Genomic DNA, 25,299 nt, shown 5'->3' with positions numbered 1-25,299 from the left:
GGTTGTGCCAACACCGCAAGTCATTCCACGCAAACAGCTGGTGAACTATGCTGTCCAAGGCAGCCTGGTACGAGAAACTGCTGAACGTCGACTCTGCAGATTGGGCAACAGGTGGATATCACCTTCATGGTGGCGCTGGTCATCGGACTGGCACTATTTTTCGACTTCACGAACGGCTTCCACGACACCGCGAACGCCATGGCAACGCCCATTGCAACGGGTGCCATCAAGCCCCGCACAGCGGTGGCCCTGGCCGCCGTCCTGAACCTGGTGGGTGCCTTCCTGTCCACCGAAGTGGCCAAGACAGTGTCCGGCGGCATCATCCGCGAGGGCTCCGGGGGAGTGCAGATCACGCCGCAGATCATCTTTGCCGGCTTGATGGGCGCTGTTCTGTGGAACATGATCACCTGGTTGAAGGGCCTGCCGTCCAGTTCATCGCACGCCCTCTTCGGCGGCTTGATCGGCGCGGCGGTTGTCGGGGCAGGATTCAGCTCGGTCAATTTCGAGAGCCTGCTGCAGAAGGTCATCCTTCCGGCGGTCTTCGCCCCCCTGATTGCAGGCCTCGCCGCCTATGTCTGCACCCGCCTGGCCTACGCCCTCACGGCACGCCACGATCCCGAGACGGGTACCAAGCTCACGCAGAAGCGCGGTGGCTTCCGCACCGGCCAGATCTTCACCTCCAGCCTGGTGGCCCTGGCCCACGGAACCAACGACGCCCAAAAGACCATGGGCATCATTACCCTGGTCCTGATCGCTGCCGGCAGCCAGGCGCCCGGCTCCGGTCCCCAGCTTTGGGTGATTACCGCCTGCGCCCTGGCCATCGCCATCGGAACCTACGCCGGCGGCTGGCGCATCATCCGCACCATGGGTTCCGGCCTGACCGAAGTTAAGCCGGCCCAGGGCTTCGCCGCGGAGACCAGCACCGCGTCCGCCATCCTCGCCTCCTCCCACCTTGGCTTTGCGCTCTCCACCACGCAGGTGGCTTCCGGCTCCGTCATTGGCTCCGGCATGGGACGCCGCGGCACCACCGTCCGCTGGAACATGGTGGGGAAGATCGCGCTGGGATGGCTGTTCACCCTTCCGGCCGCCGGCATCGTCGGCGCCCTGACCGCCCTGGTGGTGCAGACCGGCGTCGTGGGTGTCCTTATCGCCGCCATCGCCGGCACCGGGGCGGTGCTGTTCATGTTCTTCTACTCACGCAAGTCCTCCGTCAGCCACCAGAACGCCGTGGAGGTCGAGGAGGCCGGCCAGGCTGTCCGGTTCGCCAAGAAGAAGGCCTTGGCGCGCGCCCGGGCTGAAGCAAAAGCCAAAGCGCAGGCCGACGCCAAGGCCAACAACCCCAAGGAGAATCAGCGATGAAGTGGTTGGAACTCCTGACCGTTGCAGGCGCCACCCTCGTATCCGCGGCGATTGTGGTGACGCTCTATTCGCTGGGGGTCCGGTTCACCGCCATCGCCGCTGACGCCCAGCAGGCGTCCCCCGGAGTAAAGCGCTCTGTTGCGTACGTATGCTTTGGGCTGTGCGGCGTGGCCGTCCTCGTCGGGCTGTACCTGATCATCCCGTACTTCTCCAAGTAGCCGCGCCCACCGGCTAGGCTGGGGCCATGCAGCGCATCCAGTACTTTGTGGCCGCATCCCTTGACGGCTTCATCGCCACGCCCACGGACGACCTCGGCTGGCTGCTGCAGTTCGACGGCTTCGAGGGCGGAGCTGACAGCTACAACGACTTCATGGCCGCGGTGGGCTGCATCGTCATGGGCGGGGAAACCTACGCCTGGCTGATGGAGCACGAGACCGGCGCGTGGCCGTATTCCGGCACGGCCTGTTACGTCTTCACGCACCACGAGCACCGTGCGCCGGACGGCGCTGACATCACTTTTGTCCGCGGCGACGTGCGGGAGTTCATCGCAGACTTCCGCCAGGCCGCGGGAGACCTGAACATCTGGGTGGTGGGCGGCGGCAACCTTGCGGCCCAGTTCGCCGATGCAGGCCTTTTGGACGAGATCATCCTCTCGGTCATCCCCGTGGTGCTGGGTGAGGGGAAACGGCTGCTGCCGATGAAGGGCCCCACCCCGCCACTGGAGCTGGCTGCTTCCCGCACGCTGGGCCGGGGCATCGTCGAACTGCGCTACCTGCTGCGACCCGGGGCGGATCCGCAGTCCTGACGCGCCCGCCTCAGCCGGCGTTGTCGCGGAGCATGTTGGTGATCCGGGCGGTCGAAAGGCGCCGCCCCAGGGCATCCGTCATGACGATCTCGTGGGTGGCCAGGGTCCTGCCCAGGTGGATCGCCGTGCAGGTCCCCGTCACCAGGCCCTCGGCGATGGACCGGTGATGTGTGGCGTTGACCTCAATGCCGACGGCGTGGCGTCCCGGTCCTGCATGCATGCCTGCGGCGAACGAGCCAAGGGTTTCCGCCAGCACCACGTGCGCGCCGCCATGGAGGATCCCCGCCACCTGCGTATTGCCCTCAACCGGCATGGTGGCGACGGTGCGTTCCGGGCTCATTTCCAGGAAATGGATTCCCATCTTGACCACCAGTGCGCCGACACCGAACGCGCCCAGCCAGTCATGCATATGGCCGGGAATCCCGGCGGCTGCCAGCTCTTCGGCGAAAGCGCCCGGCGTGAAATTGTCTGTCATGGCAACTAGGCTGGCACCTGTGAGTGAAACAACCAAACCGGCCCCTTTCCCGTCCCAGGCCATCGACGAGGGTGCTGCCGCGCAGCCTTCGTCCCCCGCCCGCAGGCCTGCCGCAAAGGCCGCCGCCCCCGCCGCCGGTGGGTCTGTTTCAGCTACTGAAGCACCGGTCATTCCCATCACCGACCAGCCCCGGCTGCTGGTCCTGGACGGCCACTCGATGGCCTTCCGGGCGTTCTTCGCCCTGCCGGCGGACAAGTTCTCCACCTCCAACGGCCAGCACACCAACGCCATCCATGGCTTCACCTCCATGCTGATCAACCTCATCAAGGAACAGCAGCCCACCCACATCGCTGTGGCGTTCGACGTCTCTGACGAATCCACCCACCGCAAGACCGAGTACAGCGAGTACAAGGGCGGCCGGAACGAAACCCCCCGCGAAATGAGCGGCCAGATCGACCTTATCGGCAAGGTTATGGAGGCCTGGGGCATCAAGACCATCAAGATGCCCGGCTACGAGGCCGATGACATCCTTGCCACCCTCGCCGCGATGGGCGAGAAGGCCGGCTTCGAGGTTTTGCTTGTCTCCGGAGACCGGGACGCCTTCCAGCTGATCACGGACAACGTCTTCGTGCTGTATCCGCGCAAGGGTGTCAGCGACATCCCGCGGATGGATGCCGCCGCCATCGAGGCAAAGTACTTCGTCAGCCCGTCCCGCTACTCCGACCTCGCCGCACTGGTGGGGGAGACGGCGGACAACCTTCCCGGCGTACCCGGCGTCGGACCCAAGACGGCGGCCAAATGGATCAACCTTTACGGCGGCCTCGAGGGCGTCCTGGAGCACCTCGATTCCATCGGCGGCAAGGTGGGCGACGCCCTGCGGGAGAACGTGGACGCCGTCAAGCGCAACCGCCGGCTGAACCAGCTCCACACCGACCTCGACCTCCCCGTCACGCTGGATGACCTCTACCAGCCGCGCCCGGACCAGGCCGCCATCGAGGACCTCTTCGACGAGCTTGAGTTCAAGGCCATCCGGGGCCGGCTGTTCGCCCTGTATGGTGACGCCGACACCCCGGCCGCTGAACGGGAAAGCATCGAAACCCCGGAGTACAGCACCCCCGCCAACGCCGCCGGGCTGGCCGCCTTCCTGGCTGCCGGCGCCGGGCAGCGGTCCGCCCTCGCCGTCGACCTCGTCCCCGGCCGGATCGGTGAGGACGCCGCCGCACTGGCCATCGTCCGCGGCGACGCCGCAGTCTACGTGGAGCTCTCCGGCCAGGACGCGGAGACCGAGAACGTGCTGGCCGCGTGGCTGCGCGATCCTGAAGCACCGAAGGTGATGCACGGCTTCAAGGCCGCGCTCAAGGCGCTCACGGCCCGCGGCCTGGAACTGGAGGGCGTGGTGGATGACACCTCCATCTCCGGCTACCTCATCCAGCCGGACCGGCGCACCTACGAACTCGCCGAACTCGCCCAGCACCACCTCAACGTGGGTATCCCCGCAGCCACGGCCAAGGCGGGGCAGCTGGAGCTGTCCTTCGACGGCGATGACACCGCCGCCGCCGACGCCCTGGTCCAGGCCGGCGCCGTGGTGCTGGCCCTGAGCCGCTACTTCGAGGACGAACTCAAGGACCGCCGGGCTGAGGAACTGCTGTCCACCCTCGAGCTGCCTGTCAGCCGCGTGCTGGCGGACATGGAACTCGCCGGCATTGCGATTGACATGGACAAGATGGACGACCAGCTTGCCGATCTTGCGCGGGTCATCGACCAGGCCCAGGAACAGGCATTCGCCGCAATCGGCCACGAGGTCAACCTGGGCTCGCCCAAGCAGCTGCAGACCGTCCTGTTCGAGGAACTGCAGCTCCCCAAGACCAAGAAGATCAAGTCCGGCTACACCACCGACGCCGCGTCCCTGAAGAACCTGCTGGAGAAGACCGGGCACGAGTTCCTGGTGCAGCTCATGGCGCACCGGGAGGCCGCCAAGCTGCGGCAAATGATCGAGTCGCTGAAGAAGTCCGTGGCGGAAGACGGCCGGATCCACACCACCTACGCCCAGAACGTAGCGGCAACCGGCCGGATCTCGTCCAACAACCCCAACCTGCAGAACATCCCCATCCGCAGCGAGGAGGGCCGGCGCGTTCGCGGCATCTTCGTGGTCAGCGACGGGTACGAGTGCCTGCTCTCCGCGGACTACTCGCAAATCGAGATGCGCATCATGGCACACCTCTCCGGCGACGAGGGCCTGATCCAGGCGTACAGGGACGGCGAGGACCTGCACCGGTTCGTCGGCTCCAACATCTTCCACGTCCCCACGGACCAGGTCACCAGCGCCATGCGCTCCAAGGTCAAGGCCATGTCCTACGGCCTTGCCTACGGCCTGACGTCCTTCGGCCTGTCCAAGCAGCTCGAGATTTCCGTCGATGAAGCCCGCACCCTCATGAAGGACTACTTCGACCGCTTCGGCGCTGTCCGAGACTACCTCCGGGGCGTGGTGGACCAGGCCCGGGTGGATGGCTACACGGCCACCATCGAGGGCCGCCGCCGCTACCTGCCGGACCTCACCAGCACGGACCGCCAGTTGCGCGAGAATGCCGAGCGCATCGCACTCAACAGCCCCATCCAGGGCTCCGCAGCGGACATCATCAAGCGCGCCATGCTGGGTGTCCACGCTGAACTCCAGGCCCAGGGCCTGAAATCCCGGATGCTGCTCCAGGTCCATGACGAACTGGTCCTCGAAGTCGCCGCGGGCGAACGCGCTGCCGTTGAGAAGCTGGTCACCGAGCAGATGGGTGCCGCCGCAGACCTCAGCGTGCCGCTGGAAGTCCAGATCGGCGTCGGGCCCAGCTGGTACGACGCCGGACACTAGGCGTCCAGGGCACGCCACCAGCAGGAATGTTTGTGCTGGTCAGGCGCCGGATTCATAACTAGGCTCGGGTAAATGGGTGATCTGAGCGGAAACTATGAAATCCGGCGCTTCAAGCCGGCTGCCAAGGAAGATCCTGCCTACCCGCAGACCGTCGACTGGATGCGGGCCGTTGCCTTCGGGTTCCATGACGCCCGCCGCAGCGACGAACGGGTGGACCGGGGCATCGGGATGCAGCGCGCCGACGGGCGGGTGATGACCGGCGCCTACCAGGCAGGGCCGGTGGCCGACCACGCCCTGGGAGCCAACGTCCCGGTGGCAACCTTCGGTACCTTCACCAAGACACTGAACATCGGCTTCGGCCGGATGCTCGACACCCGCCTGGTCACCGCCGTGACGGTCCGGACGTCACACCGGCGGAGGGGACTGCTGCGCCGGATGATGGCAGAGGAGCTGGACCTGGCCCGCCGGGAGGGGCTGGCGATGGCGGCATTAACCGCGTCGGAGGCCTCGATTTACAGCAGGTTCGGGTTCGGGGTGGCCACCCGGGAACAGTCCATCAAGGTCGACACCAGCCGCCGCTTTGTCCTCAACCACCATGCCACGGGCCGGGTGGAGGTGGCCGATCCCAAGGTCCTCCTCGACCTGGCGCCGAAGGTCTTCGAGCAGCTGCACCACCTCACTCCCGGTTCGATCGGGCGGCACGAGTTCTACCGCCAGCTCGCGTCCGGATCCATCAGCCGGGCCGAGGACGAGGACCCCAAGGTCAAAGTTGCGCTGCACTACGGACCCGACGGCGCGGTCGATGGCTACGTCTCCTACAAGTTCGCCGGGTGGGACGCCCGGCCGTACACCATGGAAGTGGTGGACCTGGTGGCAGCAACCGACCACGCCTACCTGGAGCTCTGGCAGTACCTTGGCGCCATCGACCTGGTCGAGAACGTCACATGGGAAGAAGCAATGGTCGATGATCCGCTGCCATGGGCGCTCGAGGACTCCCGCTGCGTTGAAGCGTCCGAGCCCCGGGACATGCTCTGGCTCCGGATCCTGGACGTCCGCGGGGCCCTGGCGGCCCGGCACTACCCCTCAGATGGAAGGCTCGTCCTGGAGGTGGGGGACCCGTTGGGCTTCACGGCAGGAACGTTCGCGCTGGAAGTCGACGGCGGCCAGGCCGCAGTCGAACGTGTCGACGCAGGGGAGCAGCCGGACCTGGCCATGGATGTCTCCGCGCTGTCCTCGATCTACCTCGGCGGCGTCTGCCCGGTGACGCTGGCGGCTGCGGGGAAGATTTCCGAACACGCCAAAGGCGCCGCCTTCAGGGCACGGCAGATGTTCGCTGTGGAACGGGCCACGCACTGCCTGACCCACTTCTGATACCGCGTGCCGGCTGCACGTTCCCTCTCCGCCACGCTTTGACCCCAATTGCCGGCAGCGACTAGAATAAACGGGCGTGTACCACGTGCACGCGCTTGCGGTCCTCTGAGGACTGCATTGAAAAGCAATCCATAAATCCGGATGACCCGGGGAATCCATCGGATTCACCGAGAATCGCGCCTGCGTTCCATAACGCGGGCGCGCCGGTTTGCCTGACCGACTAACTATCCACAACGGAGCCCCTACTACATGACCATCACCTCCACCGAGAAGCCCGGTACCCCCGTAGTCGCGATTAACGACATCGGTACCGCTGAGGACTTCCTCGCAGCTGTCGACGCCACCATCAAGTACTTCAACGACGGAGATCTCGTCGAAGGTACCGTCGTCAAGGTCGACCGCGATGAAGTCCTGCTCGACATCGGTTACAAGACCGAAGGTGTCATCCCCTCCCGCGAGCTGTCCATCAAGCACGACGTTGATCCCGGGGACGTTGTCTCCGTTGGCGATCAGGTCGAAGCCCTGGTGCTCACCAAGGAAGACAAAGAAGGCCGTCTGATCCTCTCCAAGAAGCGTGCTCAGTACGAGCGTGCCTGGGGCGACATCGAGAAGGTCAAGGAAGAAGACGGTGTCGTCACCGGTACCGTCATCGAGGTTGTCAAGGGTGGTCTTATCCTCGACATCGGCCTGCGCGGCTTCCTGCCCGCATCCCTCGTCGAGATGCGCCGTGTGCGCGACCTTGCTCCGTACATCGGCCAGCAGATCGAAGCCAAGATCATCGAGCTGGACAAGAACCGCAACAACGTTGTGCTGTCCCGCCGTGCATGGCTGGAGCAGACCCAGTCCGAGGTCCGCTCCACGTTCCTCAACAAGCTGGAAAAGGGCCAGGTCCGTCCCGGCGTCGTTTCCTCCATCGTCAACTTCGGTGCATTCGTGGACCTGGGCGGCGTAGACGGCCTCGTCCACGTTTCCGAGCTCTCCTGGAAGCACATTGACCACCCGTCCGAGGTTGTCGAAGTTGGCCAGGAAGTCACCGTCGAGGTTCTCGAGGTCGACCTGGACCGCGAGCGCGTCTCCCTGTCGCTCAAGGCTACGCAGGAAGATCCATGGCAGACCTTCGCCCGCACCCACGCCCTGGGCCAGGTTGTTCCGGGTAAGGTCACCAAGCTGGTTCCGTTCGGTGCGTTCGTCCGCGTCGAAGACGGCATCGAAGGCCTGGTCCACATCTCCGAGCTCGCCGTGCGCCACGTTGAGCTGGCCGAGCAGGTTGTCTCCGTTGGCGACGAACTGTTCGTCAAGGTCATCGACATCGACCTCGAGCGCCGCCGCATCTCGCTGTCCCTCAAGCAGGCCAACGAGGGCGTCGACGCCGACAGCACCGAATTCGATCCCGCTCTGTACGGCATGGCCGCAGAGTACGACGAAGAGGGCAACTACAAGTACCCCGAAGGCTTCGACCCCGAGTCCAACGAATGGCTCGAGGGCTACGAGAACCAGCGCGCAGCCTGGGAGCAGCAGTACGCTGACGCCCAGACCCGTTGGGAAGCCCACAAGAAGCAGGTTGCCCAGCACGCTGCCGACGACGCTGCAGCTGCAACGTCCGGCGACAGCGACTCCGGCACCACCAGCTACTCCTCCGAGCCTGCTGCCACCGATTCCGGTGCCGGCACCCTGGCTTCGGACGAGGCACTTGCTGCCCTGCGCGAGAAGCTGACCGGCAACTAATTGCCGCCGGCCCGGACTTCCGGGCTGACACAGTGGGCCCCCGGCGAAAGCGGGGGCCCACTGTGCTTTAAAGCGCCCGCTGTACTTTAGGAGCAACAGGCGCCTAACGCCCTGGCCCCCGTCTGGACGGGTCCCGCCGCCGCACTAAAGGTCGACGACGGCGAGGACCGTCCCGTCGTCGTCGTGCGTCAGTGCCGCGCCTGCCGCCGTGAGCAGCCGCTGGGCGCTGAGGTTCCCGGACAGGGTCCGCGCGGTGACGCGTTTCAGGCCCGCCCGGCGGGCCTCCGCCAGGACGAGGTCCAGGGCGGCACCGCCGATTCCCCGGGATCGGAAGCTCCGGCCAAGCCAGATGCCGGTTTCCGCAGAGGGGACTCCAGCCGCGGGGTCGCGCTTAAGCCGCACGGAGCCGGCAATGTGGGTGCCCTTGAAGACAGCCCAGGACTTTTCCGCCGCAGGGCCGTCCAGCCCTGCGGCCGCAGCGCGGTGGTAGCTGTAGAACCAGGCGGTGCGCTCGAGGTTCCAGCCCGGTCCACCCAGCGGGGGCGCCACTTCATCGGGGGAGGCGTCGCGCTTGGCCAATTGGAGCAGCCGGTCCGCCACGGCCTCGTCCACGTCCGCCAGGGTCACATCAGTCGAGCCGCTCATCAATCCATTCCGTTCCGTCGGGATTGAGCTCGGCGGACCCTGCCGTCAGCTGCAGCAGGCGATCGGACGCAGCGGCGATGGCGGCAGCGTTGTCAGCCACCGCAATCCGGAGCACCGTGTGCCGGTCCTGGTAGCTGGTGTCCGCCATGACCATGCCTGCGGCGCGCAGATCGTTCTCCAGCCGTCCAGCTGCCGCGTGCGGCACCGCCGTGGAACAGATCCGCCGCCTGCTGCGCCGGACAAGGGGTGCCCGGTCAAGGGCGGCCGAGACTGATTCGGAATAGGCACGGACCAGGCCACCCGCGCCGAGCAGGACGCCGCCGAAATAGCGGACGACGACGGCGCTGACGTCGCTGAGGTCGGTCACCCCCGGCGCGGTTTCCCTTTTCAGCAGGGCTTCGAGCATGGGGATGCCGGCGGTCCCGGCGGGTTCGCCGTCGTCGCTGGAGCGCTGGACGGTCCGGTCCGGCCCGATGACGAACGCGGAGCAGTGGTGGCGGGCGTCGTGGAATTCGCGGCGGAGGCCGGCCACCAGGTCGCGGGCAGCGTCTTCCGTGCCCGCCCTCCGGAGAACCGTGATGAACCTGGAGCGCTTGACCTCAAGTTCATGCCGGAAGTCCCCGCCCGCTGCCAGCGTGGTGTAGGTGGTGGCCCGGCTTTCATGCTCTTGCATCCGGCCCAGTCTAGTGCCGCCATGGGGGCGTGGCCCGGCTGGTTCAGCTGGCCAGGCCGGTTCAGTAGGGTGGGGGTGTGCTGAAGATCGGGTTGACGGGCGGGATCGCCTCAGGGAAGTCGGTGGTTGCCGCGCGGCTGCAGGAACGCGGCGCCGTGCTGGTGGATGCGGATGCGTTGGCCAGGGAGGTGGTGGAGCCCGGGACCGAAGGCCTGGAACGCATCGTGGGGGAGTTTGGCGAAGGAATGCTCGACGACGGCGGACGGCTTGACCGCGCGCGTCTCGGGGCGGCGGTGTTCGGCAATCCTGAGCGCCTCGCCGCTTTGAACGCCATCGTCCATCCCCTGGTGCGCGCCCGCGCCGCCGCCATCACGGCAGCAGCCCCGGCTGACGCCGTGGTGGTCCAGGACATTCCCCTCCTGGTGGAGACCGGCCAGGGGTCCGCTTTCCACTTGGTGGTGGTGGTGGATGCGCCGGACGACGTGCGGCTGCAGCGCATGCTCGAGCACCGGGGAATGACCGCGGAAGCGGCGCGTGCCCGGATGGACGCCCAGGCCTCGCGACAGGAGCGGCTGGCCGGGGCCGACGCAGTCCTGGACAACTCCGGTACCGTGCAGCACCTGCTGGGCCAGGTGGACCGGCTGTGGGATGAGCGCCTGGTTCCTTTCGCCCGCAACCTGGTGGCGGGGAAACGCGCACCGCGGAACGGCGGTCCGGTCCTGGAACCGCACCGGACGGAGTGGGCGCAGGAGGCGGCCAGGATAGCGGCCCGGCTGGTGGCGGCAGCACCCGACCTCATCCTGGCCGTGGACCACATTGGCTCCACAGCTGTTCCCGGCCTGCCCGCGAAGGACGTGATCGATCTGCAGGTGGCGGTGCCTGACCTCGCGGTTGCGGCCACCATCGCACCTCTCCTGGCCGCAGCAGGCTTTCCGGCGGTACGGGACGTCGAATCCGACACTCCAAAGCCCAATGCTCCGAACCCGGCAGCATGGTTGAAGCGGTTCCACGCCAACGCGGACCCGTGCCGTGCCGTCAACGTCCATGTCCGGGCGGCCGGTTCGGCCGGATGGCGCTTCGCGTTGATGTTCCGCGATTGGCTGCGGAACGATCCCTCCGCGCTCCGGCTGTACGCGGCGCACAAGGCTGACCTCGCCGCCCGGCACGCCGATTCGGGCACCACCAGCTCCTACGCGGAGGCGAAGGAACCGTGGTTCACGGACGTCGCGTGGCCCCTCATGGCCGCGTGGGCGGACGCAACCGGGTGGGAACCGCCGTCGTGCGCTTCCTGACACCGGCCCGTGCCGTGCTGGATGTTCGCCGGTAACGGACGGGGCCGTCCAGTGTCGGTGCCCGGCTGTAAATTAGATTCATGAGCCTTGCGCAGGAAATCAACCGTGTTGTAGCGCCCTTCGAAGTCATCAGCGAGTTCAAACCTGCCGGAGACCAGCCGGCCGCCATCGCTGAGCTGACGGAGCGCATCAACAACGGCGAGAAGGATGTGGTGCTGCTTGGCGCCACCGGTACCGGTAAAAGTGCCACCACCGCCTGGCTTATTGAACAGGTGCAGCGCCCCACGCTGGTGATGGTGCAGAACAAGACCCTTGCCGCCCAGCTGGCCAACGAGTTCCGCGAACTGCTGCCCAACAACGCGGTGGAATACTTCGTTTCCTACTACGACTACTACCAGCCCGAAGCGTACGTGGCCCAGACGGACACCTTCATCGAGAAGGATTCCTCCATCAACGAGGAAGTGGAACGGCTCCGCCACTCCGCCACCAACGCGCTGCTGACCCGCCGCGATGTGATCGTGGTGGCCACGGTGTCCTGCATCTACGGCCTGGGAACCCCTGAGGAATACATTTCCGGCATGGTGACCCTCCGCCGCGGCGCCGAGATGAACCGGGACGACCTCCTCCGCAAGTTCGTCTTCATGCAGTACGCCCGCAACGACATGGACTTTCACCGCGGCACCTTCCGGGTGCGCGGCGACACCGTGGAAATCATTCCCATGTACGAGGAACTGGCCATCAGGATCGAGTTCTTCGGTGATGAGATTGAGAGCATCCAAACCCTCCACCCGCTTACCGGCGAAGTCATCCGCGACGAGGAAGAGATGTACGTCTTCCCGGCCTCGCACTACGTGGCCGGTCCGGAACGGATGGCGCGGGCCATCAAACGGATCGAGGATGAGCTGGCGGACCGGCTGAAGGTGCTGGAGGGCCAGAACAAGCTCGTCGAAGCCCAACGGCTGCGGATGCGCACCACCTACGACCTCGAGATGATGCAGCAGATGGGTTTCTGCAACGGCATCGAGAACTACTCGGCGCACATTGACGGGCGGGAGCCGGGTACTGCACCCCACTGCCTCCTGGACTACTTCCCGGACGACTTCCTGCTGGTGGTGGACGAGTCCCACGTGACCATTCCCCAGATCGGGGCCATGTACGAAGGTGACATGTCCCGCAAACGGAACCTGGTGGACTTCGGCTTCCGGCTGCCGTCCGCCATGGACAACCGGCCGCTGAAGTGGGACGAGTTCCTCGAACGCGTGGGCCAGACCGTCTACCTCTCGGCTACCCCCGGCAAGTATGAGCTGGGCAAGGCAGACGGCTACGTCCAGCAGATCATCCGTCCCACCGGCCTGGTGGATCCCGAGGTGGTGGTCAAGCCCACCAAGGGACAGATCGACGACCTCCTCGGCGAGATCAAGACCCGGGTGGAAAAGAACGAGCGCGTCCTGGTGACCACGCTGACCAAGCGGATGGCAGAGGACCTCACCGACTACCTGCTGGGCCACGGCGTCAAGGTGGAATACCTGCACTCGGACGTGGACACGCTGCGCCGGGTGGAGCTCCTGCGTGAACTGCGGTTGGGATCCTTTGACGTCCTGGTGGGCATCAACCTTCTCCGTGAGGGCCTGGACCTCCCGGAGGTGTCCCTGGTCAGCATCCTGGACGCGGACAAGGAGGGGTTCCTGCGCTCGTCCACCTCGCTGATCCAGACCATCGGACGTGCCGCCCGCAACGTCTCCGGCCAGGTGCACATGTACGCGGACCGGATCACCGACTCCATGGCCAACGCCATTGACGAAACCAACCGTCGCCGCGCCATCCAGGTGGCGTACAACAAGGAACACGGCGTCGATCCGCAGCCGCTGCGGAAGAAGATCGCCGACATCACGGACCAGTTGGCCAAGGAAGATGCCGATACCGATGCGCTGCTGGGCAGCTTCGACTACGGCAAGGGCAAGCGCGGCATCACCGGATCCAACAAGGCCGGCGCCAAGAAGGGCGCGGCCCAGGTCCGTTCGGACGGCCTGGCGGCGGCTCCGGCCGAGGACCTGGTGGGCCTGATCGCACAGCTCACGGAACAGATGCATGGCGCGGCGGCAGACCTCCAGTTCGAGGTGGCGGCGCGGATCCGCGACGAGGTCAGCGAGCTGAAGAAGGAGCTGAGGCAGATGCAGGCGGCAGGCCACGCCTGACGTCCGCGGCCGGGCATCCGGCTGGGGTACAGTTAAAGCACGTAGGGGAGTATCCCAAGCGCTACGATCGTCAACACGCAGGGCACAGCTGCCCCGCCGGGCGTAGCGGGCCGCCACATCAGCACCAAGTGCACAGGCAGGCCGGAGAGACTTACACCATTTTGTGTACCCTGCGAAAGGCTGCCCTGTGCTCGACTTGCCCGTATGGTTCGAGGTTGGCTCATTTGCCGTCCTCGGCCTAATTCTCCTGATCGATCTCCTTCTGGTGGTGCGGCGCCCGCACGAGCCGTCCATGAAGGAGGCCGGTCTGTGGGTGGCCTTCTACGTCACCCTTGCCCTGGCCTTCGCCGGCGCAATGTTCGCTTTTACCGGGCCCGAATTCGGCAGCCAGTTCGTCGCCGGCTGGGTGACCGAGTACAGCCTCAGCATCGACAACCTGTTCGTCTTCATCATCATCATGGCCAGGTTCTCCGTGCCACGGAAGTACCAGCAGGAAGTGTTGATGGTGGGCATCATCATCGCGCTCATCCTGCGCGGCATCTTCATCCTGCTGGGCGCCATCGTCATCGAACAGTTCAGCTGGGTGTTCTACATCTTCGGCGCGTTCCTGCTGTGGACGGCCTGGAAGCAGGCCCAGGACGAGGGTGAAGAGGAAGAGGACCGGGAGAACCCGCTGATTGCGAAGATCCGCAAGGTCATCCCGATGTCGGAGAAGTTCGACGGCGGCAAGCTCCGTACCGTGGTCAACGGCAAGAAGGTCTTCACCCCCATGGTGATCGTCTTCGTCACCATCGGCCTCACGGACCTGCTGTTCGCAGTTGACTCCATCCCCGCGATCTTCGGCCTGACCCAAAGCCCCTTCATTGTCTTCACCGCCAACCTGTTCGCGCTGATGGGCCTGCGGCAGCTGTACTTCCTGCTGGGTGGCCTGATGAACCGGCTTATCTACCTCAAGCACGCCCTGTCCTTCATCCTTGCGTTCATCGGCGTCAAGCTTGTCCTGCACGCCATGCACGTCAACGAGCTTCCCTTCATCAACGGCGGACAGCACATCGAGTGGGCACCTGAGATCCCCACCTTCGTCTCCCTCGCCGTGATTGTGGGCACCATCATCGTGGCCGTCGTCGCCAGCCTGCTCAGCTCCAAGGCCCAGGCTGCCACGGTGGATCCGCGGCTTGAAGAGGATGCCCGGAAGAGCCACAGCGACGCCGAGTAGGCGCGCCCCGGCGCATTCCCCTCCGGTAATCCCGGCCGCCTGAGCGGCCGGGATTACCTCTGTAAGCCTCCGCAGCACGGACGGGTTCCGCACCCCTGTGGGTCCCGCCGGCGCAGGACTATGCTCAGATCATGGCCCGCACGCTTGTGATGGATCAGGGCGCGCGCCAGGTGCAGCGACGTACCGTTTTGCTCTTGAGCGTGGCCCAGGTGTTCGGTGGACTCGGGACGGGACCGACCGTGTCCATTGGTTCCATCCTGGCCGTCGAGCTGTCCGGCTCCAGTGCCTGGGCCGGCTCCGTGGCCACGGTGATGACCCTCGGGGCGGCGGCCGCAGCCCTGCCGTTGGCATCGCTGGCGGAACGGCGTGGGCCTCCGGGGCCGGGCTCCTCATCGCCGCCGTGCTGCTGTTCGCCGGCCTTCGCCCGGACCCGCTGCTGCTGGCACGCCGCCTTGCCGCGGCCAACAATGCCGCCACCGCGGAACGGGGAAGTGGCGCGCCTTCCACCACCCCTGCCGCCGGCACCACCCCGGAAGGTGCCGAAATGGAAGGTGCCCCACCGGAAGGCGTCCCACAGGCAAGGACCCAGCCCGCCGCAGCGGCCGCGCGGGGCTCGCTGGACCGTGGACTGCGGGCTATCCGCAGCTCCCGGATGGCACTGCTGGCCGTCGCCGGCGTTGTGGCAGCGCACGCAGTCATGGTGGGTGTCATGTCCATGACCCCGCTGCACCTGCAGCACCTGGTGGAAGGACCGGGCCCGCATGCCGGCCACATCGCCGAGGGGGACGTGCTGGTCATCATCGGCTTCACCATCTCGCTGCACATCGCAGGCATGTTCGCGCTCTCCCCGGTCATGGGGTGGCTGACCGACAGGGCGGGCCGGATAGAGACCATCATGATCGGCTTCGCGCTGCTGATCGCCGCCGTCGCCGTTGCCGGGTTCGGCCAGGCCTCGACCGGCGCAGTGGCCGCAGGACTGGTCCTGCTGGGCATGGGCTGGTCCGCGGCCACGATCTCCGGCTCCACCCTGCTCGCCGAGAGCGTTGGCCAGGACGCCCGGGTGGCTGTCCAAGGCGTCTCCGACATGCTGATGGGCGCCGCAGGTGCCCTGGGAGGCGCCGTGTCCGGACTGGTCCTGGGCTTTGCCGGCTACCTCGGCCTCAACCTGCTGGGCGGTACCATCGGGGCGGCCGTCCTGGCCGCCGCCGTCGTCACCCGCACGTCACACCGACGGTCAGCGGCCGCCTGAGCGGGCCATGTCCAGGAGGCGGGCGAAGATCCTCTCGCCGTCGTCAGCGATCCCGTCATGGTGGAAGTCGGCCGTCTCCCAGACCTGCAGCCCGCGCACCGCAGCTGCCGTGCGCAGGGAAAGGTCCTGGTCAACGTAGATGTCGTCCGAGTAGACCGCCGCTGCCACGGGAACGGTGTTGGCGGCCAGGACCTCCGGGTCGTACAGCGGCTTCCAATCCTGCTTTGCGGCCAACAGGTCAGCCACCTCCCGCAGCGGCTGGAGGGCGGGGTCCTGCTCGAAGTACCACGGGTACACCATTTCGCCGGTCAGCAGCAGTGGTTCGGCGTCGGGCCTGAACCAGGGATGCTCGCCGAGCATCCGCCAAGCTGACCAGTTGGTGGCCTGCTCCTGGCCGTAGATGGATTCATGCATCAGGGCGTACAGCGGGTTGGAGCGGCGGGACACCACACCGGTGAGCTGCTCCAGGAAAGTGTCGGACAGCCTGGGACCACCGGGGGTTTCCACGAACGCGTCCTCCAGCAGGTAATGCAGACTGTCCACCCGGGTGTTGCCGCCCAGGAATGCGCCGGCCATCTGGAACCGCTCCACGGTGAGGGGACTGCCGTCGGGCAGGAGTTCCGGTGTGCAGCGCAGGTGGCGCGCTATCCGCTCCACCGCCTCCCGGTCCTCCGGATACCAGCCGAAGTATTCGTCGTTCCGTGCCGCTACGCGCTGGAAGGTGGCCCGGTAGACGTCGTCCGCGCTGCCCGTGAGAGGTGCCAGGCCGCCGGTGATGAGGGCTTCGCGCAGTCCTTCGGGGGCGAAGGACAGGTACGTCAGGGCGCAGAAGCCGCCATAGCTTTGGCCGTAGATGGTCCAGGCAGGTGATTCCAGGGCACGGCGGATCAGCTCCGCGTCCGCCACGATCGAATCGGCCCTGAAGTGCTCCAGGTAGGCCGCCTGTTCGGCAGCGGACCCGCGGGCGGGCAAGGTCCTGCGGTCGATGGGCGTTGAGAGCCCCGTGCCGCGCTGGTCCAGCATCAGGATGCGGAAGTCCTGGGCGGCGGCTTTGCTCCAGCCGCCCAGGGAGCCCCACCTGTTGCCGCGGCCGCCCGGGCCGCCCTGCAGGAAGAGGAGCCAGGGCAGCTGTGCGGCCGCTTCCGCGCTGTGCGCCGCCGAGACATACTCGCGGGCGAATACCGTGATGGTCTCTGCGGAGCCGTCGGACGGTGCGGAATGGTCCAGGGGGACCGTGAAGTAGTGCTCCACGGTGCGCATGCCACGGAATTCGTGCGTCGCCCTGACCTCATGGCCGGCAGCGGGGACTGCTGCCCGGCGCGCGTCAGCCCTGGGCATGGGCGGAAAGGGAGCCGCGGGAGGCTGCACTTCCAAACTGGTCCAGCGCCTCGCCGGTGAGCCGGAAGGTGGACCACCCGTCCATGGGGCGGGCACCAAGGCGGCGGTAGAAATTGATGGAGGGCTCGTTCCAGTCCAGCACGCTCCATTCCACGCGCGCGTAGCCGTTCTCCACGGCGATGGCGGCAAGGTGCTGCAGCAGGGCCTTGCCATGCCCCTCGCCCCGTGCTTCCGGGCTGACGTAAAGGTCTTCCAGGTAGATCCCGTGGACGCCTTCCCAGGTGGAGTAGTTCAGGAACCACAGCGCAAAGCCCTGCACGCTGCCCGCCGCGTCCTCAGCCATGGCAGCGAAGATCCGCGGGTTGTCGCCGAAGAGGGCCTGCTCCAGCAATTCCGGTGTGTTCCGGACGGCGTCGGGTTCCTTCTCGTAATGCGCCAGCTCGTGGATCATGCGGAGGATGGCGGGAACGTCGTGCCGGGTTGCGGGGCGGATTACACTCATTGTTCGAGCTTACCGCCGGGTCCGGCGGTACCGCCGCAGGGCAAGCGAAGGGCCGGTCCGGGGCTAGAGCCGGTTCACATCCGTCACCCTCACCACGGCCGTTCCGGTCGCGTCGGAGTCCGCCAGGTCCACCTCCGCCGAGATGCCCCAGTCGTGGTTGCCCGCCGGGTCGTCGAAGATCTGGCGGACCTTCCAGGTCCCCGGTTCTTCGGTGAGGATGAGCAGGCCCGGACCCCGCGCATCCGGTCCCGTCCCGATGTCGTCGTGTTCGTCGAAGTAGTCGTCCAGCGCATCTTCCCAGCGCTCGGCACCCCAGCCGGAGCCGGCGTCGAGCTCTCCCAGCGCGGTGGCGTCCTCGTCGGCGAAAAGTTCCACGCGGCGGAACATCTCGTTGCGCACCATCACCCGGAACGCGCGGATGTTCGAGGTGAGCGACGGCGGCGGGGGCGGCGGCGCGTCGTGGGGGGTCGGCGCCGCACCGGACGTCAGCTCCTCCCACTCGTCCAGCAGGCTGGAGTCCACCTGCCGGACCAGCTCACCCAGCCATGCAACAAGGTCTTCGAGGTCCTCACGGAGCATGTCCTGGGGAACGGTTTGGCGCAGCGCTTTGAAGGCATCCGCGAGGTACCGCAGCACAATGCCTTCGGACCTGGCCAGGCCGTAGAACTGGACGAATTCGCCAAAGTTCATGGCGCGCTCGTACATGTCGCGGACCACGGACTTGGGCGCGAGCTCAAAGTCGCCCACCCACGGTGCGGCCTTGCGGTACACCTCGAACGCTTCGCCCAGGATGTCGGCGAGCGGCTGGGGGTAGGTGACCTCGTCCAGCAGGGCCATCCGCTGGTCATACTCGATGCCGTCGGCCTTCATGGCCGCCACTGCCTCGCCGCGGGCCTTCTTTTGCTGCGCCGACAGGATCTGCCGCGGTTTCTCCAGGGTCGCCTCGATGACGGACACCACGTCCAGGGCGTACGACGGCGACTCCGGGTCAAGGAGGGCCAGTGCGGCAAGTGCGAAGGGGGAGAGCGGCTGGTTCAGCGCGAAGTTGGCCTGCAGGTGCACGGTCAGGCGGACCGTGCGGCCATCCGGCCCCTGCTCCTCCGGCGGGATCCTCTCGATGACTTCGGCGGCGAGGAGTTCGCGGTAGATGCCCAGCGCCTTCTTCATGAGCCGCAGCTGGGAGGAGCGCGGCTCGTGGTTTTCGGTGAGCAGCCGCCTGGCCGCGGCGAAAGGGTCGCCGGGCCGTTCCATCAGGTTCATCAGCATGGCGTGCGTCACCGTGAAGCTTGACGTCAGGGGGTCGGGGACAGATTCCACCAGCCGCTTGAACGTGGGCTCACCCCAGGAAACAAAACCCTCGGGCGGCTTCTTCTTGACCACCTGGCGGAGTTTCTTCTGGTCGTCGCCGAACTTGGCCGTGGCCTTCGCCATGGCCTTGACGTTCTCGACCACGTGCTCGGGCGCCTGCACCACCACCGTCCCGGCGGTGTCATAGCCCGCCCTGCCGGCCCTGCCCGCAATCTGGTGGAACTCACGTGGGTTAAGCAGGCGGGTGCGGACGCCGTCGTATTTGCTCAGGGCGGTGAGCAGCACGGTGCGGATGGGGACGTTGATACCGACGCCCAGCGTGTCCGTCCCGCAGATCACCTTCAAAAGTCCCGCCTGGGCCAGCTGCTCCACCAGCCGGCGGTACTTGGGCAGCATGCCGGCGTGGTGTACCCCGATGCCGTGGCGCACCAGCCGGTTCAGCGTCTTGCCGAACCCGGCGGCGAACCGGAAATTGGCAATGAGCTCTGCGATCCTGTCCTTTTCCTCCCGGGTGCACATGTTGATGCTCATCAGGTTCTGGGCTCGGTCGATCGCCTCAAGCTGGCTGAAATGCACTACGTAGACCGGCACCTGCCTGGTGGAGAGCAGTTCCTCCAGCGTCTCGTGGACCGGGGTCTGGTGGTAGTAGTAGTGCAGCGGAATGGGCCGCTCGGCAGAACTCACCGTGGTGGTGGGCCGGCCCGTCAGCGCCGTCAGCCCCTCCTCGAACCGGGTGACGTCGCCCAGGGTGGCGGACATCAGCAGGAACTGTGCCTGCGGAAGCTCCAGGAGCGGGACCTGCCATGCCCAGCCGCGCTGCGGGTCGGAGTAGAAATGGAACTCGTCCATGATCACTGCGCCGAGTTCGGCTGCAGCGCCCTCCCGCAATGCGATGTTGGCCAGGATCTCCGCGGTGCAGCAGATGATGGGCGCATCCTGGTTGACCCCGGAGTCACCGGTGATCATGCCCACGTTCTCGGCGCCGAAGATGTCGCAGAGCGCAAAGAACTTTTCGGACACCAGCGCCTTGATCGGGGCGGTGTAGTAGCTCCGCCGTCCCTGGGCCATGGCCTGGAAGTGCGCGGCGATCGCCACCAGCGACTTCCCGGACCCCGTTGGCGTGGCCAGGATGACGTTCGCGCCCGTTGCCAGCTCCATGATGGCCTCGTCCTGGGCCGGGTACAGCGACAGGCCACGGGTTTCTGTCCACTCCACGAACCGGGTGTAAAGGGCGTCGGGGTCGACGGCGGCGGCGTTGGGGACGGACAGATCGTTCAGCTGGTCAACGAGTTTCATTGACTTAAACCTTAGTGCCACGTTGCGGGCGGATCAGGCGGTCGGGCCGGGTTAGGCTACGCCTGGCCGCCGTGCATGCCAGAACCTGGAGAAGATCATGAAATGGGACCCCGCAAAGTACGTCAAATTCGATGACCACCGGAACAGGCCGTTCTTCGACCTGACTGGCCGGATCCATGCTGACCGCCCCGCGCGGGTGGTCGACCTTGGCTGCGGGCCGGGGAACCTGACAGCTGCCCTGGCCGAACGCTGGCCCGGCGCCCAGGTGGTTGGCCTGGATTCCTCCGCGGAGATGTTGGCAAAGGCCGCGCCGCTGGCGCAGGCTGTCCCCGCCCTGAGGTTCGAACATGCCGACATAGCCGAATGGATGCCCACTGGGGAGACGGACGTCGTGGTGAGCAACGCAGCCCTGCAGTGGGTCCCCGGCCACCAGGACCTGATGCGCAGGTGGCTGAAGGCCCTCCGGCCGGGATCCTGGTTCGCCATGCAGGTGCCGGGCAACTTCAACGCCCCCTCGCATTCCCTGATGCGGGAACTCGCGGCGTCCGGCCGTTGGGCGGCCAGGCTGGGCGGCGTGCTCCGCGGCGGGGAGTCGGTGGGGGAGCCCGCGGACTACCTGGGCATCCTGCTCGACGCCGGCTGCGCGGCGGATGCCTGGGAAACGAGCTACCAGCAGGTCCTGCAGGGGCCGGACCCCGTCCTGGAGTGGGTCCGCGGCACGGCACTGCGTCCGGTTATGGCGGTCCTCGGCGAGGACGACGCCAGGCATTTCGAGGAGGAGTACGTAGCCGCCCTGCGGGCGGCCTACCCCCAGGGCGCGCACGGCACGGTCTATCCATTCCGGCGGATCTTTGCCGTCGGCCGCAAGGAGGAATAGGGGCCCGGACGCCATGTTTTCCAGCGCGTCACACGGCGTGACAGCGCCCGAAAGTGATCTGGCTTACAATGGCCACTGTGCTTCAGGGGTCAAGCCGCTGGCCCCCTCTTCGGCCGTAGGCATCTGCAGGGGGTATTTTGCTGGTCGGACTCTTAAAGCGGCAGCTTGCCGGCAAACACGCGCAGTTGTGGGCGATCGTTGTGCTCCAGCTGGTCCAGGCGGGGGCGAACCTGTTGCTGCCCACCGTGAACGCGGCCATTATCGATGACGGGATCGTGGCGGGCGAGCCCGGCGTGATCTCACGGCTCGGCATGCTCATGGCCGCCATTGCCGTGGTCCAGGCAGCGTCCGCCATCGCGGCGGGCTACCTCGGCGCCGTCGTTGCCATGAGTATCGGGCACCGCCTGCGGGCGGAGGTGTTCAGCCGGATCCAGACGCTGTCCTCCCAGGACGTGGCCCTGTTCGGAACCCAAAGCCTGACCACCCGCGCCACGAACGATGTCCAGCAGATCCAGGCGTTCGCCCTGCTGGTTTTCACCATGCTCTTCGCAGGCCCGGCCATGGGCATTGGCGGGATAGTGCTGGCTGTCCAGCAGGACGTGGTGCTGTCCGTCGTCGTCATCGTCATCGTGCCCCTGCTGCTGCTGATCATGTACCTGATCGTCCGCCGGCTCATTCCGCTCTACCGGGAGGGCCAGGAACTGCTGGACCGGTCCGGGGGAATCCTGCGCGAACAGATCATCGGTGTGGATGTGATCCGTGCCTTTGTCCGCCAGGGCCATGAAGGGCGGCGTTTCGCGGCGGTCAACGCCCGGCTGACCGCCAACAATCTCCGGTCGGCGCTCCTGGTCGCCGGGATGCTGCCAATGATCATGCTGGTGGTCAACACCAGTTCGGTTGCCGTGGTGTGGTTCGGCGGCCACCGCATCCAGTCGGGACTCATGAACCTTGGAGCGCTCACGGCCTTCATCGCCTACATCATGCAGATCCTGCTGGCAATCATGATGTCCATGTATGTGCTGATGACGGCGCCGCGGGCCGCCGTCTGCGCCGAACGTATCCAGGCGGTGCTGGACACCGAGCCCTCCGTCAGCAGCCCGGCCGGCCCGCAGCAGTTCCGGCCGGACCTTTCGCAGCCGGCGACCCTGGCCTTCCAGGGCGTTGGCTTCTCCTACCCGGGAGCAGAGGCTCCCGTGCTTGCGGACATCAGCTTTACCGCCGCTCCCGGTACCACCACCGCAATCGTGGGCGCGACCGGGAGCGGCAAGACCACGCTGCTGAACCTGATTCCACGGTTCCTCGACCCCACAAAAGGCCGCATCTCCCTGGGCGGCCACGACATCAGGGACGTGCCCCTGGACCAGCTGCGCGCAGCGATGGCCATCGTGCCCCAGCATTCCCACCTGTTCACCGGCACCATCGCCGACAACCTGCGGATGGCCGCGCCCGGTGCCACGGACGGGGAACTTTGGGCGGCCCTGGAAACGGCGCAGACCATGCGGTTCATGGGTGACCTCCCGCTGGGGCTTGCCACCCCCGTAGGCCAGGGAGGCGCCAGCCTTTCAGGCGGGCAGCGGCAAAGGCTGTGCATCGCCAGGGCGCTGTTGCGCAAGGCACCCCTCTACCTTTTTGACGACAGCTTCTCCGCCCTCGACTACGACACGGACACCAGGCTGCGGCAGGCCCTGGGGCAGGCGCTCGCCGCCGCGACGGTGGTCATCGTGGCCGAGCGCATTTCAGCCGTGGAGGACGCGGACCTGATCCTGGTGCTCGACGACGGCCGCCTCGTTGCGCAGGGAACGCACCGGGAGTTGCTGGAAACGTCCGCCACCTACCGCGAGATTGCCGAATCCCAGCTGGCGCTGGACGGCACGCTGTGACCGCAGGGAAAGAAGCCGGGGAAACGGCGTACAGGTTCTGGCCGACGGCCGGCAGGCTCCTGGGCCTCCTGCGCCCCTTCCGGCTCCAGATGCTCGGAGCCGTGGGATCCACCTGTGCCTTTGCCGTCCTCAACGTCGCGGCACCCAAGTACCTCGGTGATGCCACCGACGAGGTGGTGGAGGGCGTCCTCCAGGGCAGCCTGGACCAACGCCTCGGAATCCTCCTGGCAGCGGTGGCCATGATGTACGTCTTCGCTTCCCTGTTCAACTGGGTCCAGGGCGCATTGACCGCCCGGGCCGTGCAGGGACTCATGTACGGCCTGCGCGCATCCGTGGAGGACAAGCTGCACCGGCTGCCCTCCACCTACTTCCGCGAACGCTCCCGCGGTGACGTGCTGAGCCGTGCCACCAACGACATCGACAACATCGCCCAGGCCCTGAACCAGGTCCTGACCCAGCTCATCGTGTCGGTCCTGATGCTGTGCGGCTCGCTGGCCATGATGCTGTGGATCTCACCGCTGCTCGCGGCCATCGCCATTGCCACCGTCCCCGTCTCCACATTGATCACCGTCCTGGTGGCCCGGCGGTCCCAGGAGCATTTCGCCCGGCAGTGGAAGGAGACCGGGGAACTGAACAGCCACGTGGAGGAATTCATCAGTGGCCACGAAGTCATCAAGGCTTTCGGCCGGCAGGAACAGGCGGCGGACGTCTTCACCCGCAGCAACGGACGCCTGGCGCGGGCGGCAGCCAAAGCCCAGTACTCAGCCGGGGTGGTCCAGCCACTGATGGTGCTGATGTCCAACCTCAACTACATCGCGGTTGCCGTGGTGGGGGCCCTGCAGGTCATCGCGGGCGCCATGACCATCGGGGGAGTCCAGGCCTTCATCCAGTTCAGCCGGCTGTTCACCCAGCCGGTGGGCCAAGTCGGCGGCCTGTTGAACGTCATGCAGTCCTGCGCGGCGTCGGCCGCCAGGGTATTCGTGCTCCTGGACGCCGGCGAAGACCCACCGGAGCCGGGCGGGCAGGGCGCCGCCACGCCGGCAGGCGGCCGCATCACCTTCCATGACGTCACCTTCGGCTACCCCGGATCCGTGCCCGCCGTCCGCAACCTCACCTTCACCGTGGAGCCGGGGCAGGCTGTCGCCATCGTGGGGCACACGGGCGCAGGCAAGAGCACCGTGGTGAATCTCCTCATGCGGTTCCTGGAACCCTCATCCGGCGTGATCACCATGGGCGGGCAGGACATTGCGGCAATTCCCCGGGACCAGTTGCGGGCGCAGTTCGGTGTGGTCCTCCAGGATTCCTGGCTCTTCGACGGCAGCATCCGCGAAAACATCGCCTACGGCCTGCCGGGCGCGCCGGATGCTGCCATCGTCGCCGCCGCGGAGGCCACCCACGCGGACCGCTTCATCAGGTCGCTGCCGCACGGATACGGCACGGTGCTGGAAAACGGCGGGGAACCGCTCAGCCAGGGCCAGCGGCAACTGCTCACCATCGCCAGGGCCCAGCTTGCCGGGCGGGCCGTCCTGGTCCTGGATGAAGCAACCAGTTCCGTGGACTCCAGGACAGAACTGCTCATCCGCCAGGCGATGCAGAGGCTCCGCCACGGACGGACGAGCTTCATGATCGCCCACCGTTTGTCCACTATCCGCAACGCTGATCTAATTCTCGTCATGGACCACGGACGCATCGTCGAGCAGGGTACGCACGCAAGCCTGCTGGCCGCCAACAGTTACTACGCCAAGCTGTACAACGCCCAGTTCGCCGAACGGGACGGCAGGGCAGAGGTCCTGGAGGGCGGCCTGTGAGCGCCGCAGGAGAGTTTCCCGGTTCCTGGCGGCCCAATCCGGCCAGCAGTGTGGCGCTGTTCGAACAGCTGCGGCTCCAGGTCATACATCTGGCGGACAACGGCGCACTGGCGCCAGGCACCCGGCTCCCTGCCGTGCGGGCACTTGCAGAGAAACTCGACGTCGCCCCGCACACCGTGGCAAGGGCGTACAAGGAACTGGAGGCGGCGGGCATCGTTGCCACCCGGGGACGCAACGGGACCGTGGTCTCGGCACGCGACGAAAGGCTGGGAGGCCTGTCCGAGGCCGCTGCCGCATATGCCGCGGTCGCCAAATCCCAGGGCGCCAGCTTCGCCGAGGCCGTGAAGATCCTCGCTGCCGCCTACGATGTTCCCTGAGGGCGGAACCGTCGGTGTTCGAAAAAGTTTTCGATTAGCATTATGGGG

At 66.5% G+C, this 25,299-nt stretch carries 20 protein-coding genes; 14 read left to right on the top strand and 6 right to left on the bottom strand.

The window, feature by feature from the left end; translation table 11 throughout:
- The first annotated feature begins 111 nt into the window (after positions 1 to 111).
- From BACI349Y_RS10715 to BACI349Y_RS10705, 3 genes are read left to right on the top strand one after another with little or no spacing between them, the layout of a single operon-like run.
- Positions 112 to 1,359: an inorganic phosphate transporter gene (locus BACI349Y_RS10715; protein WP_159632085.1), complete on the top strand. Its 1,248-nt coding sequence runs from the start codon at positions 112 to 114 to the stop codon at positions 1,357 to 1,359.
- Positions 1,356 to 1,577 (top strand): hypothetical protein, encoded by a 222-nt coding sequence (locus BACI349Y_RS10710; RefSeq protein WP_159632084.1) that lies wholly within the window; start codon positions 1,356 to 1,358, stop codon positions 1,575 to 1,577. The genes BACI349Y_RS10715 and BACI349Y_RS10710 overlap by 4 nt, the downstream gene beginning before the upstream one ends.
- A gap of 26 nt (positions 1,578 to 1,603) precedes the next feature.
- The gene (locus tag BACI349Y_RS10705) at positions 1,604 to 2,164 is read left to right on the top strand and encodes a dihydrofolate reductase family protein (RefSeq protein ID WP_159632083.1); all 561 of its coding nucleotides are present in this window, start codon (positions 1,604 to 1,606) and stop codon (positions 2,162 to 2,164) included.
- Positions 2,165 to 2,174: 10 nt separating this feature from the next.
- On the opposite strand, the gene BACI349Y_RS10700 is transcribed toward BACI349Y_RS10705, so the two are convergent.
- Positions 2,175 to 2,639 (bottom strand): hotdog fold thioesterase, encoded by a 465-nt coding sequence (locus tag BACI349Y_RS10700; RefSeq protein WP_159632082.1) that lies wholly within the window; start codon positions 2,637 to 2,639, stop codon positions 2,175 to 2,177.
- Positions 2,640 to 2,856: 217 nt separating this feature from the next.
- Here BACI349Y_RS10700 and polA point away from each other — a divergent pair, with 217 nt between their 5' ends.
- From polA to rpsA, 3 genes are all read left to right on the top strand, one after another.
- Positions 2,857 to 5,499, top strand: coding sequence for a DNA polymerase I (gene polA / locus BACI349Y_RS10695; RefSeq protein ID WP_236561017.1), 2,643 nt, complete (start codon positions 2,857 to 2,859; stop codon positions 5,497 to 5,499).
- 72 nt (positions 5,500 to 5,571) lie between these two features.
- On the top strand, positions 5,572 to 6,870 hold the full coding sequence (locus BACI349Y_RS10690; RefSeq protein WP_201302425.1) for a GNAT family N-acetyltransferase: 1,299 nt from the start codon (positions 5,572 to 5,574) through the stop codon (positions 6,868 to 6,870).
- A gap of 249 nt (positions 6,871 to 7,119) precedes the next feature.
- A complete protein-coding gene (rpsA, locus tag BACI349Y_RS10685; RefSeq protein WP_159632080.1) occupies positions 7,120 to 8,595 on the top strand; it encodes a 30S ribosomal protein S1 in 1,476 nt (491 codons plus the stop codon).
- 144 nt (positions 8,596 to 8,739) lie between these two features.
- Here the strand turns inward: rpsA and BACI349Y_RS10680 are convergent, their stop codons facing one another.
- Together BACI349Y_RS10680 and BACI349Y_RS10675 are read right to left on the bottom strand one after the other, a co-directional pair.
- Complete coding sequence (locus BACI349Y_RS10680) at positions 8,740 to 9,240, bottom strand: GNAT family N-acetyltransferase (protein ID WP_159632079.1); 501 nt, start codon at positions 9,238 to 9,240, stop codon at positions 8,740 to 8,742.
- Positions 9,224 to 9,913, bottom strand: a complete 690-nt coding sequence (locus BACI349Y_RS10675; protein ID WP_159632078.1) for an IMPACT family protein — start codon at positions 9,911 to 9,913, stop codon at positions 9,224 to 9,226. The genes BACI349Y_RS10680 and BACI349Y_RS10675 overlap by 17 nt, the downstream gene beginning before the upstream one ends.
- Before the next feature lie 77 nt (positions 9,914 to 9,990).
- Between BACI349Y_RS10675 and coaE the strand changes: the two genes are divergently transcribed.
- From coaE to BACI349Y_RS10655, 4 genes are all read left to right on the top strand, one after another.
- Positions 9,991 to 11,205 (top strand): dephospho-CoA kinase, encoded by a 1,215-nt coding sequence (gene coaE / locus BACI349Y_RS10670; RefSeq protein ID WP_159632077.1) that lies wholly within the window; start codon positions 9,991 to 9,993, stop codon positions 11,203 to 11,205.
- Positions 11,206 to 11,285: 80 nt separating this feature from the next.
- A complete protein-coding gene (gene uvrB / locus BACI349Y_RS10665; protein WP_159632076.1) occupies positions 11,286 to 13,400 on the top strand; it encodes an excinuclease ABC subunit UvrB in 2,115 nt (704 codons plus the stop codon).
- 187 nt (positions 13,401 to 13,587) lie between these two features.
- Positions 13,588 to 14,616 (top strand): TerC family protein, encoded by a 1,029-nt coding sequence (locus tag BACI349Y_RS10660; RefSeq protein WP_159632075.1) that lies wholly within the window; start codon positions 13,588 to 13,590, stop codon positions 14,614 to 14,616.
- A gap of 400 nt (positions 14,617 to 15,016) precedes the next feature.
- A complete protein-coding gene (locus BACI349Y_RS10655) occupies positions 15,017 to 15,865 on the top strand; it encodes an MFS transporter (RefSeq protein ID WP_442858408.1) in 849 nt (282 codons plus the stop codon).
- On the opposite strand, the gene BACI349Y_RS10650 is transcribed toward BACI349Y_RS10655, so the two are convergent.
- The 3 genes from BACI349Y_RS10650 to BACI349Y_RS10640 form a co-directional block, all read right to left on the bottom strand.
- Positions 15,851 to 17,203 carry an alpha/beta fold hydrolase gene (locus BACI349Y_RS10650; protein ID WP_159632074.1) on the bottom strand — a complete coding sequence of 451 codons (1,353 nt, stop codon included), beginning with the start codon at positions 17,201 to 17,203 and terminating at the stop codon, positions 15,851 to 15,853. The genes BACI349Y_RS10655 and BACI349Y_RS10650 overlap by 15 nt on opposite strands.
- Positions 17,190 to 17,705, bottom strand: a complete 516-nt coding sequence (locus BACI349Y_RS10645; protein ID WP_159632073.1) for a GNAT family N-acetyltransferase — start codon at positions 17,703 to 17,705, stop codon at positions 17,190 to 17,192. Before BACI349Y_RS10645 ends, BACI349Y_RS10650 begins: the two co-directional genes overlap by 14 nt.
- A gap of 63 nt (positions 17,706 to 17,768) precedes the next feature.
- Entirely contained in the window at positions 17,769 to 20,309 is a 2,541-nt protein-coding gene (locus BACI349Y_RS10640) for a DEAD/DEAH box helicase (protein WP_159632072.1), read from the bottom strand.
- 97 nt (positions 20,310 to 20,406) lie between these two features.
- Between BACI349Y_RS10640 and BACI349Y_RS10635 the strand changes: the two genes are divergently transcribed.
- The 4 genes from BACI349Y_RS10635 (at position 20,407) to BACI349Y_RS10620 (ending at position 25,251) form a co-directional block, all read left to right on the top strand.
- Positions 20,407 to 21,186 carry a trans-aconitate 2-methyltransferase gene (locus BACI349Y_RS10635; RefSeq protein ID WP_159632071.1) on the top strand — a complete coding sequence of 260 codons (780 nt, stop codon included), beginning with the start codon at positions 20,407 to 20,409 and terminating at the stop codon, positions 21,184 to 21,186.
- A gap of 137 nt (positions 21,187 to 21,323) precedes the next feature.
- A complete protein-coding gene (locus BACI349Y_RS10630) occupies positions 21,324 to 23,066 on the top strand; it encodes an ABC transporter ATP-binding protein (protein ID WP_159632070.1) in 1,743 nt (580 codons plus the stop codon).
- Positions 23,063 to 24,874, top strand: coding sequence for an ABC transporter ATP-binding protein (locus tag BACI349Y_RS10625; RefSeq protein ID WP_159632069.1), 1,812 nt, complete (start codon positions 23,063 to 23,065; stop codon positions 24,872 to 24,874). The genes BACI349Y_RS10630 and BACI349Y_RS10625 overlap by 4 nt, the downstream gene beginning before the upstream one ends.
- A complete protein-coding gene (locus BACI349Y_RS10620) occupies positions 24,871 to 25,251 on the top strand; it encodes a GntR family transcriptional regulator (protein WP_159632068.1) in 381 nt (126 codons plus the stop codon). The genes BACI349Y_RS10625 and BACI349Y_RS10620 overlap by 4 nt, the downstream gene beginning before the upstream one ends.
- Positions 25,252 to 25,299 lie beyond the last annotated feature (48 nt).

Origin of the sequence: Arthrobacter sp. 8AJ (assembly GCF_902506025.1) — a bacterium.
Lineage (GTDB): Bacteria > Actinomycetota > Actinomycetes > Actinomycetales > Micrococcaceae > Arthrobacter.
This window is presented reverse-complemented; position numbering and strand designations above follow the sequence as displayed.